Source organism: Frigoribacterium sp. Leaf44, from assembly GCF_001421865.1.
Classification (GTDB): Bacteria; Actinomycetota; Actinomycetes; order Actinomycetales; family Microbacteriaceae; genus Frigoribacterium.
Window position 1 is genome coordinate 204,495 of the sequence record NZ_LMLG01000006.1, and the last position, 12,329, is coordinate 216,823.

9 protein-coding genes and 2 tRNA genes are annotated in these 12,329 nt (G+C 66.9%); 10 read left to right on the plus strand and 1 reads right to left on the minus strand.

From position 1 onward, the window contains the following. The first annotated feature begins 57 nt into the window (after positions 1-57). The 10 genes from dnaA to ASE87_RS09465 all read left to right on the plus strand — a co-directional run bounded on the left by dnaA (position 58) and on the right by ASE87_RS09465 (position 11,493). Complete coding sequence (gene dnaA / locus ASE87_RS09420) at positions 58-1,473, plus strand: chromosomal replication initiator protein DnaA (RefSeq protein WP_043595301.1); 1,416 nt, start codon at positions 58-60, stop codon at positions 1,471-1,473. 497 nt (positions 1,474-1,970) lie between these two features. Beyond that, the gene (gene dnaN, locus ASE87_RS09425) at positions 1,971-3,119 is read left to right on the plus strand and encodes a DNA polymerase III subunit beta (protein WP_043595299.1); all 1,149 of its coding nucleotides are present in this window, start codon (positions 1,971-1,973) and stop codon (positions 3,117-3,119) included. A 60-nt stretch (positions 3,120-3,179) separates the two neighbouring features. Further along, a complete protein-coding gene (gene gnd / locus ASE87_RS09430) occupies positions 3,180-4,067 on the plus strand; it encodes a phosphogluconate dehydrogenase (NAD(+)-dependent, decarboxylating) (RefSeq protein WP_056228003.1) in 888 nt (295 codons plus the stop codon). A 17-nt stretch (positions 4,068-4,084) separates the two neighbouring features. Continuing rightward, positions 4,085-5,335: a DNA replication/repair protein RecF gene (recF, locus tag ASE87_RS09435; RefSeq protein ID WP_082452531.1), complete on the plus strand. Its 1,251-nt coding sequence runs from the start codon at positions 4,085-4,087 to the stop codon at positions 5,333-5,335. After that, on the plus strand, positions 5,332-5,886 hold the full coding sequence (locus ASE87_RS09440; protein WP_082060004.1) for a DUF721 domain-containing protein: 555 nt from the start codon (positions 5,332-5,334) through the stop codon (positions 5,884-5,886). The genes recF and ASE87_RS09440 overlap by 4 nt, the downstream gene beginning before the upstream one ends. A 166-nt stretch (positions 5,887-6,052) precedes the next feature. Continuing rightward, positions 6,053-8,026: a DNA topoisomerase (ATP-hydrolyzing) subunit B gene (gene gyrB / locus ASE87_RS09445; protein WP_043595296.1), complete on the plus strand. Its 1,974-nt coding sequence runs from the start codon at positions 6,053-6,055 to the stop codon at positions 8,024-8,026. Positions 8,027-8,103: 77 nt separating this feature from the next. Beyond that, positions 8,104-10,791 carry a DNA gyrase subunit A gene (gene gyrA, locus ASE87_RS09450; protein ID WP_082452532.1) on the plus strand — a complete coding sequence of 896 codons (2,688 nt, stop codon included), beginning with the start codon at positions 8,104-8,106 and terminating at the stop codon, positions 10,789-10,791. After that, complete coding sequence (locus ASE87_RS09455) at positions 10,784-11,191, plus strand: DUF3566 domain-containing protein (RefSeq protein ID WP_043595295.1); 408 nt, start codon at positions 10,784-10,786, stop codon at positions 11,189-11,191. The genes gyrA and ASE87_RS09455 overlap by 8 nt, the downstream gene beginning before the upstream one ends. Positions 11,192-11,264: 73 nt before the next feature. Beyond that, a tRNA-Ile gene (locus ASE87_RS09460) sits at positions 11,265-11,338 on the plus strand. An 82-nt stretch (positions 11,339-11,420) separates the two neighbouring features. Further along, positions 11,421-11,493: transfer RNA gene (locus tag ASE87_RS09465), tRNA-Ala, on the plus strand. 292 nt (positions 11,494-11,785) lie between these two features. Here the strand turns inward: ASE87_RS09465 and ASE87_RS09470 are convergent. After that, positions 11,786-12,322 carry a hypothetical protein gene (locus tag ASE87_RS09470; protein WP_056228005.1) on the minus strand — a complete coding sequence of 179 codons (537 nt, stop codon included), beginning with the start codon at positions 12,320-12,322 and terminating at the stop codon, positions 11,786-11,788. Positions 12,323-12,329 lie beyond the last annotated feature (7 nt).

Below are 12,329 nucleotides of genomic sequence, written 5' to 3' on the forward strand. Positions count from 1 at the left end.
CCGCACGCGGAGGCGGTCGGATCCGTCCGCTGCCGAACCGCGAGAAAGAGACTCCCAGTGGCGCACACCGTCGACCCGGTCCAGGACCTGTGGCGTTCCGTCCTCGCGACGCTGACGACCGACGACCGCATCACGCCGCAGCTGCACGGCTTCATCAGCCTCGTCGAGCCGAAGGGCGTGCTGGGCGGCACCCTCTATCTCGAGGTGCCTAACGACCTGACGCGGGGCATGCTCGAACAACGGATCCGTGAGCCGCTGCTCGAGTCCATCGCCGGACTGGGCGACACCACGGTCTCGAGCTTCGCCATCACCGTCAACCCCGACATCACCCCCGACACCCTCACCCAGCAGGTCGAGCAGTCGGAGCCGGTCCACTACATCGAGGCGCCCTTCGTGCCGGCGCCGGTCGAGACCAGCGCGAGCGGCAAGCGGAACGACTCCCGCCTGAACCCGAAGTACAGCTTCGACAACTTCGTCATCGGGGCGTCGAACCGGTTCGCCCACGCCGCGGCCGTCGCCGTCGCCGAGGCTCCGGCCAAGGCCTACAACCCGCTCTTCGTCTACGGCGAGTCGGGCCTCGGCAAGACCCACCTGCTGCACGCCATCGGCCACTACGCCGAGACGATGTACCCGGGCATCCGCGTCCGGTACGTCAGCAGCGAAGAGTTCACGAACGACTTCATCAACTCGATCGCCAACAACAGGTCGAGCCTCTTCCAGCAGAGGTACCGCGAGATCGACATCCTGCTGATCGACGACATCCAGTTCCTGCAGGGCAAGGACAGCACCCAAGAGGCGTTCTTCCACACCTTCAACACCCTGCACGACCACGACAAGCAGCTGGTGATCACCAGCGACCTGCCGCCCAAACACCTCACCGGCTTCGAGGACCGCATGCGGTCGCGCTTCGAGTGGGGCCTGATCACCGACGTGCAGGCTCCCGACCTCGAGACCCGCATCGCCATCCTGCGCAAGAAGGCGCAGAGCGAGAAGCTGCAGATCCGCGACGAGGTCCTCGAGTTCATCGCGACCAAGGTGTCGAGCAACATCCGCGAACTCGAGGGCACCCTCATCAGGGTCACGGCCTTCGCCAGCCTCAACCGCACCGCCGTCGACCTGGCCCTCGTGCAGACCGTCCTGAAGGACCTCATCACGCTCGACGAGGACAACATCATCGCGCCGGTCGACATCATCAACCACACGGCGGACTACTTCAAGCTCACCGTCGACGACCTGTACGGGTCGTCCCGCTCGCAGGCCATCGCCACCGCCCGACAGATCGCCATGTACCTGTGCCGTGAACTCACGAGCCTGTCCTTGCCGAAGATCGGTCAGCTGTTCGGCAACCGCGACCACACGACGGTCATGTACGCCAACAAGAAGATCAGCGAACTGATGAAGGAACGCCGGTCGATCTACAACCAGGTGACCGAGCTGACCAGCCGCATCAAGCAGGACACCCGCTACAAGTGACCGGTCGGCGGGCCAGGCCGGCCCGTCCGCCACGACCGTCCCGAACGGGCGCCGACCACGTGTCGGCGCCCGTTCGTCGTCCCAGGGGGCGCCGGACGCGTCTCGAGGGCCCCTGAGGAGGCACGTTCCACACAGTGTGGATAACTTGTGGAAACTCGTGGATAACCTCGACGACGTTGTTCACGGATCCGGGGGACCTGTGGGATCCTGCTCGGCCCGGACGACCACCCATCAGGATTCTTGTCATTCCGTTCCACACCCCGTCCACAACTCACACGCGTGTAGTTCCGTTGAGCCACGGGGTTTTAAACAGGTTATCCACACTGTGCACAACGGTTAAGACTGTTAATCCTGATTACAAGAAATTGATGGAGAGACAACCTTGTGGATCGATCCGGGCCCCGGCCCTCGGCTTTCACCCACCGGAAGGGCGGACCCCGATGCTGTGCCACTATTAACCGGCCATCCACGAGAGCGAAGTCGATAGGGGTCCCCGCGTGAAGTTCCAGGTCAACCGTGACGTCTTCAGCGATGCGGTCTCCTTCGCCGTCAAGCTGCTGCCCCAGCGCACCACCTTGCCGATCCTCAGCGGTGTGCTGATCGAGGCCGACGCCGACGGGCTGACCCTCTCGTCCTTCGACTACGAGGTCTCGGCCCAGACGAGCATCCCCGCCGAGATCGACGAACCGGGGACGATCCTGGTCTCGGGCCGGCTGCTCGCCGACATCGCCAGCCGTCTCCCCAACGCACCGGTCACCTTCTCCACAGAAGAGAACCGCATCGCCGTCAGCTGCGGATCCGCGAACTTCTCCCTGCTGAGCATGCCGGTCGAGGAGTACCCGACCCTGCCCACCGTCGGCGACCGCTCGGGCGTCGTCCCGGGCGACTCCTTCGCCCTCGCGGTCTCCCAGGTCGCGGTCGCCGCGTCCCGCGACGACGTCACCCCGGTCATCACCGGAGTCCAGCTCGAGGTCAGCGAGAACGCCCTGTCGTTGGTCGCCACGGACCGCTACCGAGTCGCCGTCCGTGGCATCGAGTTCGACCCCGGCACCGTGGCCAGCACGACCACGACGACCGCACTCGTCCCGGCGCGCACCCTGCAGGAGGTCGGCAAGACCTTCGGCAACGCCGGCACCGTCTCGGTCTCGATCACCGGATCCGACGAGCGCGAACTCATCGCGTTCCAGGCGGACAACAAGACCGTCACCTCGTTGCTCATCAAGGGGAACTTCCCCCCGGTGAAGCGTCTCTTCCCCGACACCGTCGAGAACTACGCCGTGATCAACACGGCCGAACTCGTCGAGTCGGTCCGCCGCGTCTCGCTCGTGCTCGAGCGCGAGGCGGCACTCAGGTTCACGTTCACGATCGACGGCCTCACGCTCGAGGCCATCGGCAGCGAACAAGCGCAGGCGTCAGAGTCGATCGATGCGTTGTTGACGGGAGAGGACACGGTGGTCTCGTTGAAACCGCAGTTCCTCCTCGACGGGCTCGGAGCGGTTCATTCCGAGTTCGTCCGCATCTCCTTCACCAAGACGGAGAACCCGAACAAGCCCGGTCCCGTGCTGATCACCAGTCAGTCCTCGAGGGACCAGGCCGGTGCTGACAGCTACAAGTACCTGCTGCAGCCCAACCTCCTCCTGCGCTAAGAGCGCTCTGCACGCAACGGTGCCGCCTCCGGGCCCCACCGCCACGAACAAAGGATCCTCATGCACATCGGCCTCGTCGGTCTCGGCAAAATGGGCAACAACATGCGCGCCCGCCTGCGCGACAGCGGCATCGAGGTGACCGGTTACGACGCGAACCCCGCCGTCTCCGACGTCGCCAGCCTCGCCGAGCTCGCCACCACCCTCCCCGCCCCCCGCATCGTCTGGGTCATGGTGCCCGCGGGCGACATCACCGCCGGCGTCATCGAAGAGCTCTCGAACGAGCTCTCCGAGGGCGACCTGGTCATCGACGGTGGCAACTCGAAGTTCACCAGTGACTTCGCCAACGAGAAGCTCCTCGGCGGCAAGGGCATCAAGTACGTCGACGCCGGCGTCTCGGGCGGCGTCTGGGGCAAGGACAACGGCTACGGCCTCATGGTCGGCGGTTCCGCCGAGAACGTCGCCCTGGCGCAGCCGGTCTTCGACGCCCTTCGTCCCGAAGGCCCCCGCGAAGAGGGCTTCGTCCACGCCGGCGACACCGGCGCGGGTCACTACGCCAAGATGGTCCACAACGGCATCGAGTACGCGATCATGCAGGCCTACGGCGAGGGCTACGAGCTGCTCGAGGCCCGTAGCGATCTGATCAAGGACGTCACCGGCACCTTCAAGGCCTGGCAGCGAGGCACCGTCGTGCGTTCCTGGCTGCTCGAGCTCATGGTGCTCGCCCTCGAGGCCGACCCCAAGCTGGCCGAGATCTCGGGCTACGTGGAAGACAGCGGCGAGGGCCGCTGGACCCTCGAAGAGGCGATCAACCACGCCGTCCCGATGCCCACGATCAGCGCTTCGATCTTCGCGCGCTTCGTCTCGCGTCAGGGTGAGGGTTCGCCGACCATGAAGGCCGTCGCCGCACTCCGCAACCAGTTCGGCGGCCACGCCGTCAAGAAGGCCTAGCGCCTCCACCGGCCCGCGTGCGAGTACTGCATCTCAGCCTGACGGACTTCCGCAACTACACGTCTGCCGAAGTCAGCCTCGCGCGCGGGCCGAACCTCTTCGTCGGCAGCAACGGCCAGGGGAAGACGAACCTGGTCGAATCCCTCGGCTACCTGTCGAGTCTCGGATCCCACCGGGTGTCGTCCGATGCCGCGCTCATCCGTCAAGGACGCGACTCGGCCGTCGTCCGGGCCCGGTTGCTCGCCGACGACCGCGAACTCCTGGCCGAGGTGCAGATCAACCGGTCGTCACCGAACCGTGCGCAGGTCAACCGTGGCGCCATCAAGCCTCGCGAACTGCCGCGTTACTTCACGAGCGTCCTCTTCGCTCCCGAGGACCTGGCGCTCGTCCGGGGCGAGCCCTCGGGCCGTCGGCGATTCCTCGACGAGTTGCTGGTGGCCCGGTCGCCCCGGTTCGCCGGCGTGCAGACCGACTACGACCGGGTGCTCAAGCAACGCAACACGCTCCTGAAATCGGCCCGCGCCTCCGGGGTGAAGGCCGGGCAGCTCGGCACGCTCGACATCTGGGACGAACGTCTCGTGGCCCTCGGCAGTGAACTCGTCGTCGCGCGCGACCGGCTCGCGGCGGACCTGGCCCCCGAGGTGGCTCGTGCGTACGCGGCCGTGGCCGGCGCCGACCACGCCGCGCGGTTGTCGACGGTCCTGAGCATCCGGGGCGCGACACCCGACGACGAGACGACCGCGGCCGAGGGGCCGACCGAGTCGATCCCCGCCGACGAGGTGCCCGAGGTCTTCCGCCAGGCGCTGGCCCGCGTCAGACCGACCGAGCTCGAACGGGGCCTGACGCTCGTCGGGCCGCACCGCGACGACCTCTTCCTCTCGCTCAACGGGTTGCCCGCCCGTGGATACGCGAGCCACGGCGAGTCCTGGTCGTTCGCCCTCGCCCTCAAACTGGCTTCGGCCGCCGTGGTGCGGGTCGACTCGCCGACGGGCGACCCGGTGATCGTGCTCGACGACGTCTTCGCCGAGCTCGACGGATCCCGTCGCGAACGCCTGGCCGACGCGGTCGCCGACTACGAGCAGGTGTTGATCACGGCGGCGGTCGAGGGCGACGTCCCCTCACGGCTCAAGGCCCACACGGTCCGCATCGCCAAGGGGACGATCGTCGACGAGGCCCCCGCCGCCGGCGGCCCGGGTGACGGTGCGGTCGTCCCCGAGGCGGGCGACGACGAGCGGCCCCGTGAGGCCGACACCGAGGAGGCGCGGTGAGCGTCGACGACGCACCGCAGCCTCCGGCGTCCACGCCACCCGCGCCTCCTGAACCCGAGGCGCAGCCCGACAGCGAGGCCCAGCGGGTCTACCTGCGGTTCCGCCGGGTGTTCGGCGACCCCAACTCGCGGTCGCGCGACGCCCGCAAGCGCAAGTCGATCAAGCTGGGCTCGCCGAGCCAGCCGTTCGGCACCGGACGCGAGCCCCGGGGGATCGCCGACGTGCTGTCGGCGGTCACCAACGAACTCGGCTGGAACAGCCCGTTGGCCCAGTCCGAGCTGATGACCGCCTGGCCCGACATGGTGGGCGCCGAGTTGGCCGGCCACTCGGATCCGGTGTCGATCGACGACGGCACCCTGACCGTCCAGTGCGACTCGACGGCCTGGGCGACCCAACTCCGGTTGATGCGCACGCAGGTCACGACGACCATCGTGCAGAGGTACCCGGACGCGGGCATCCAGTCGGTGCGTTTCCTGGCACCCAACGCCCCGACCTGGAAACGCGGCCCCAGATCGGTTCCAGGGCGGGGCCCTCGCGATACTTATGGTTGACGAGGGTGAATCGTCCAAGTGCGGTGGGAAAATCCGTCTGAGGGCGGATTTCGCCCCGCGACGGACGGGCCTGCGGTAGACTCGGAAGGTCGTCCGAGGGCCGCCCAGACAGCGGTCTCGACCGGTCGGCACACCTTCGTCCCGTCCGGCAGGAGCCCCCACGCACATGTCAGCTGATCCCACCGACGCCCAGCCCGACGACACTTACGGCGCCAGTGCGATCCAGGTCCTCGAGGGTCTCGAGGCCGTGCGCAAGCGTCCCGGCATGTACATCGGCTCGACGGGTCCCCGTGGCCTGCACCACCTGGTCTACGAGATCGTCGACAACTCGGTCGACGAGGCCCTCGCCGGCCACTGCGACCACATCGAGATCACCATGCGCGAGGACGGCGGCGTGCGCGTCGTCGACAACGGCCGCGGCATCCCGGTCGACGTGCACCCCGTCGAGGGCCGGTCGACCGTCGAGGTCGTCCTGACCGTGCTCCACGCCGGCGGCAAGTTCGGCGGCGGCGGTTACGCGGTGTCGGGTGGTCTGCACGGCGTCGGCAGCTCGGTCGTCAACGCCCTGTCGAGCGAGCTCGACGTCGAGGTGCGCCGACAGGGCAACGTCTACCGTCAGAGCTTCACCGACGGCGTCCCCGTCGCGCCGCTCGCCAAGGGCGAGGACGACGACACCACCGGTACGACGATCACGTTCTGGCCCAACGCCGAGATCTTCGAGACCGTCGAGTTCGACTACGAGACGCTGCGCACGCGGTTCCAGCAGATGGCCTTCCTGAACAAGGGCCTGCGCATCGAGCTCAGCGACGAGCGCGTGCAAGAGGACGACGCCGAGCCCCGTCACGACGTCTTCCACTACGAGAAGGGCCTCGTCGACTACGTCGAGTACCTCAACACGACCAAGAAGGTCGAGACCGTCCACGACGACATCATCGCCTTCGAGCAAGAAGACACCGAGAAGAAGATCTCGCTCGAGGTCGCGATGCAGTGGAACACCTCGTACCAAGAGAGCGTCCACACCTACGCGAACACGATCAACACGCACGAGGGCGGAACGCACGAAGAGGGTTTCCGCGCGGCGCTGACCACGCTGATCAACCGCTACGCGCGCGAGAAGAACTTCCTCAAGGAGAAGGACGACAACCTCTCGGGCGACGACGTCCGCGAAGGCCTGACGGCCGTCATCTCGATCAAGCTCGGCGAGCCGCAGTTCGAGGGCCAGACGAAGACCAAGCTCGGCAACACCGAGGCCAAGTCGTTCGTGCAGAAGGTCGCCGGCTCACAGCTGAACGACTGGTTCGACCGCAACCCCAAGCAGGCCGCCGAGATCGTCCGCAAGGGCATCCTCGCGTCGCAGGCCCGTCTCGCCGCGCGCAAGGCGCGTGAGCAGACCCGCCGCAAGGGCGTGCTCGAGTCGAACGGCATGCCCGGAAAGCTCAAGGACTGCCAGAGCAAGGACCCCTCGCGCAGCGAGATCTTCATCGTCGAGGGTGACTCGGCCGGTGGCTCGGCGGTGCAGGGGCGCAACCCCGAGACCCAGGCGATCCTGCCGCTGCGGGGCAAGATCCTCAACGTCGAGAAGGCCCGTCTCGACCGTGCCCTCGGCAACAACGAGGTCCAGGCCATGATCAAGGCCTTCGGCGCCGACATCGGTGAGGACTTCGACCCCGACAAGGCGAGGTACCACAAGATCGTCCTGATGGCCGACGCCGACGTCGACGGCCAGCACATCACGACGCTGTTGCTCACGCTGCTCTTCCGCTACATGCGCCCGCTGATCGACCTCGGCTACGTCTACCTGGCGCAGCCGCCGCTCTACAAGCTCAAGTGGAGCAACGCCGCCCACGAGTACGTGTACAGCGACGCCGAGCGCGACGCGGTGCTCGTCTCGGGCCGCGCGGCCGGCAAGCGCATCCCGAAAGAGAACGCGATCCAGCGTTACAAGGGCCTCGGCGAGATGGATTACAAAGAGCTGTGGGAGACCACCATGGACCCCGACACCCGCACGCTCCTGCAGGTGACCCTCGAGGACGCCGTGGCCGCGGACACCATCTTCGACACCCTGATGGGCGAGAACGTCGAATCGCGACGCAACTTCATCCAGCAGAACGCGAAAGACGTCCGCTTCCTCGACATCTGATGCGCGCCTCCGGCTGACCCGGAGCACGCCCGCGCCCCGACGAGCACCACGGGGCAGACCACGACAAACGGAGAATCATGGCCGACGAGCCGACAGACACCCCCGAGGGCATCGACGCCGAGGGAACCCAGACCTTCGCCGAGGCGCCGAAGCGCGACAGCATCGAGCAGGTCGACCTGCAGCTCGAGATGCAGCGCTCGTACCTCGACTACGCGATGAGCGTCATCGTCGGCCGGGCCCTGCCCGAGGTGCGTGACGGCCTCAAGCCCGTGCACCGCCGTGTCATCTACGCCATGTACGACGGCGGCTACCGCCCCGACCGCGCGTTCTCGAAGTGCTCGCGCGTCGTCGGCGACGTCATGGGGCAGTTCCACCCCCACGGCGACACGGCGATCTACGACGCGCTGGTCCGCCTCGTCCAGCCGTGGAGCCTGCGCTACCCGCTCGCGCTCGGCCAGGGCAACTTCGGCTCGCCCGGCAACGACGGCGCCGCCGCCCCGCGGTACACCGAGACGAAGATGGCCCCGCTCGCGCTCGAGATGGTGCGCGACATCGACGAGGACACCGTCGACTTCCAGGACAACTACGACGGTCGCACCCGCGAGCCGGCCATCCTGCCCAGCCGGTTCCCCAACCTGCTGGTCAACGGCTCGGTCGGCATCGCCGTCGGCATGGCGACGAACATCCCCCCGCACAACCTGCGCGAGGTGGCGTCGGGTGCCCAGTGGTATCTCGAGAACCCGACCGCGTCGCGAGAAGAGCTGCTCGAGGCGCTCATGCAGCGCGTCAAGGGCCCCGACTTCCCGACGGGCGCGCAGATCCTCGGCGTCCGCGGCATCCAGGACGCCTACCGCACGGGCCGCGGCTCGATCACGATGCGTGCGGTCGTCAACGTCGAAGAGCTCCAGGGGCGCACCTGCCTCGTCGTCACCGAGCTGCCCTACCAGGTCAATCCCGACAACCTCGCGATCAAGATCGCCGAGCTCGTCAAGGACGGTCGCATCGGCGGCATCGCGGACATCCGCGACGAGACCTCGGGGCGTACCGGCCAGCGACTCGTCATCGTGCTCAAGCGCGACGCCGTCGCGAAGGTCGTGCTGAACAACCTCTACAAGCACACCAGCCTGCAAGAGAACTTCGGCGCGAACATGCTCGCGATCGTCGACGGCGTGCCGCGCACCCTCGCGCTCGACGGCTTCATCTCGGCGTGGGTCGACCACCAGATCGAGGTCATCGTCCGCCGGACGCAGTTCCGCCTGAAGAAGGCCGAAGCGGACGCGCACATCCTGCGCGGCTACCTCAAGGCCCTCGACGCCCTGGACGAGGTCATCGCCCTCATCCGGCGGTCGCCGACCGTCGAGGAGGCGCGTGCGGGTCTCATGGACCTCCTCGACGTCGACGAGATCCAGGCCTCGGCCATCCTCAACCTGCAGCTGCGTCGCCTGGCCGCCCTCGAGCGTCAGAAGATCCAGGACGACGCCGACAAGCTCGAGCGTGAGATCGCCGACTACCAGGACATCCTGGCCAAGCCCGAGCGTCAGCGCACGATCGTCAGCGACGAGCTCGCCGAGATCACCGACAAGTACGGCGACGACCGCCGCACCGAGATCATGTTCGGCTTCGACGGCGACATGAGCGTCGAGGACCTGATCCCCGAAGAAGAGATGGTCGTCACCATCACGCGGGGTGGCTACGTCAAGCGCACCCGCAGCGACAACTACCGCAGCCAGCACCGCGGCGGCAAGGGAGTCCGCGGTGCCCAGCTGCGTGCGGACGACGTCGTGGACCACTTCTTCGTGACCACCACCCACCACTGGTTGCTGTTCCTCACGAACAAGGGCCGTGTCTACCGCGCCAAGACGTACGAGCTGCAAGAGGCCGGCCGTGACGCCAAGGGCCAGCACGTCGCCAACCTGCTCGCCATGCAGCCCGACGAACAGATCTCGCAGGTGCTCGACATCCGCGACTACGAGGTGGCCGACTACCTCGTGCTCGCCACTCGCGACGGTCTGATCAAGAAGACCTCGCTCACCGAGTACGACACGAACCGCACCGGTGGCATCATCGCGATCAACCTGCGCGACGACGACGAACTCGTCTCGGCCCTGCTCGTCGACGAGCACGACGACCTGTTGCTCGTGTCCCGTCACGGCATGTCGCTGCGCTTCACCGCCACCAACGAGTCGCTGCGCCCCATGGGCCGGTCGACCTCGGGCGTGAAGGGCATGACCTTCCGCGACGACGACACGCTGCTCAGCGCGTCCGTCGTCGGTGAAGAGGGCTACGTCTTCGTCGTCACCGAGGGCGGCTACGCCAAGCGCACGGCCGCCGACCAGTACCGCGTCCAGAACCGTGGCGGCCTCGGCATCAAGGTCGCCAAGCTCGCGGAGGCGCGGGGCGACCTCGCCGGCGCCCTGATCGTCGGCGAGGACGACGAGGTGCTCGTGGTCCTGTCCGGAGGCAAGGTGGTCCGTTCCGCCGTCTCCGAGGTGCCCGCCAAGGGCCGTGACACCATGGGCGTCGTCTTCGCCCGATTCGCGAGCGACGATCGCATCATCGCGGTGGCCCGCAACAGTGAGCGCAATCTCGCTGCCGAGGTGGACGAGAGTGCGGACGCCGTGGCCGAGGCCGTAGTGTCTGTCGAGTCCGTCGAGTCCGTCGACGCCGACACCGAGATCCCCACGACCGACGCCACGTCGGTCGACGCCGAGTCGACCGACGACGAGGCCACCGGAACCTCCGGAGAGGAAACGAACAATGAGTAGTGTCGCCGAGAGACTGCAGAAGAAGGCGAAACGACCGTCCGGCACCAAGCAGGTCCGCCTCAAGCTCGTCTACATCGACTTCTGGTCGGTCGTGAAGCTGGCCTTCCTGATCTCCGTCGCGATCGGCATCATCACGGTCGTCGCCACCTTCCTCATCTGGGCCATCCTCAACCAGACGGGCATCTTCGACGATCTCGACGCCCTGCTGCGGGACATCCTCGGAGACTCGAGCTTCTCGATCCAGGACACCTTCAACGTCGGCCAGATCATGCTCTTCTCGATCGTCGTCGCCATCCTCAACGTCGTCGTCGGCACGGTCCTCGGGGCCATCGTCGCCGTCCTCTACAACCTGAGCGTGCGCATCACCGGCGGCCTGCTCGTCGGTTTCACCAACAACTGATCCACTGCTCGCGTCGGTGGAATCCGCCGATTCGAGTTCGCCGTCGTCGTGCTGTAGGCTTTACGACGGTCCGGGGGCTATAGCTCAGGCGGTTAGAGCGCTTCGCTGATAACGAAGAGGTCATAGGTTCAAGTCCTATTAGCCCCACGCAGTACCGGTCTCATCTCGAGTTCGTCTCACGACGCGCACAGGGTGAGATCGTGCTCGTTCCCCCGGTGACCGGGGGGCCGGGGCCTTAGCTCAGTTGGTAGAGCGCCTGCTTTGCAAGCAGGATGTCGGGAGTTCGATTCTCCCAGGCTCCACGATCGAATTGCCTTGCCCCTGTCCGCTGACTCCGTCAGCGGACAGGGGCAATTCTCGTTCTGCGCTGTGTGCTGCGCCGCCGCCCCTGCGGCGCAGGGGAAGCGTGCTGGTCTGGGGGCCCTCCGGGCACGTGTCGGCTTCGCCGACGTGCGTGCAACGTCGGGCCTTAGTCAGTGTCTGTGCTGGCGCTGGAGCTGGGGCCGGATCAGCGTCGGCTGCTGCAGTCGTCGGTGGCAGGGACGACGAAGGGCCCGCCTCCGGGGAGGCGGGCCCTTCGAGGGGGTGCGGAGACTACGCCTTGGTGTCGGCGTCGTCGTCGGCGACCCAGAGCTCGTCGTCGGCACGCAGCGTCTGCACGGCTGCGAACACCAGGGCACCGAGAGCGACGACGCCCACGCCGATCAGCAGGACGCCGCCCACGCCGGGGCCCGACTTCTGCTGGCGAGGCACGTACTTGGCTGCAGCCTTCTTGCCCTGCTTCTTGGCGTTCTTCACGGCCTTCTTGACCTTCGGGTCGTTCGCGAGGTCGAGGTTGCCGAGAGCCGACGAGAACGCCGGGTACACATCGTGCTTCAGGCGGTCCTGAGCGACCGACGCGTAGTGCGAGCCGGTGGAGAGGCCCTGCGAGACCACGGGGCGGACGTTGGAGTCCACCGCGTGCTTGATCTGGGGGACGACCTTCTTGTTCGCCATCTTGACGGCGTCGTCGCGGTAGCCGCCGATGACCTTGCCGGCGTGGTCGATCACGCCGCGCTGTTCACCCCACACCGCCGCAGCGTGCTTCTTGAACTTCTTGAGTTCTTTCTTCTGCTTGCGTGACAGGGCCATGAACGTT

What these genes read in the sequence shown, in the direction of transcription:
- gnd (WP_056228003.1), top strand. Translation starts at nt 3,180, where the DNA reads ATGCACATCGGCCTCGTCGGTCTCGGCAAAATGGGCAACAACATGCGC.
- gyrB (WP_043595296.1), top strand. Translation starts at nt 6,053, where the DNA reads ATGTCAGCTGATCCCACCGACGCCCAGCCCGACGACACTTACGGCGCC.
- gyrA (WP_082452532.1), top strand. Translation starts at nt 8,104, where the DNA reads ATGGCCGACGAGCCGACAGACACCCCCGAGGGCATCGACGCCGAGGGA.
- ASE87_RS09455 (WP_043595295.1), top strand. Translation starts at nt 10,784, where the DNA reads ATGAGTAGTGTCGCCGAGAGACTGCAGAAGAAGGCGAAACGACCGTCC.
- ASE87_RS09470 (WP_056228005.1), bottom strand. Translation starts at nt 12,322, where the DNA reads ATGGCCCTGTCACGCAAGCAGAAGAAAGAACTCAAGAAGTTCAAGAAG.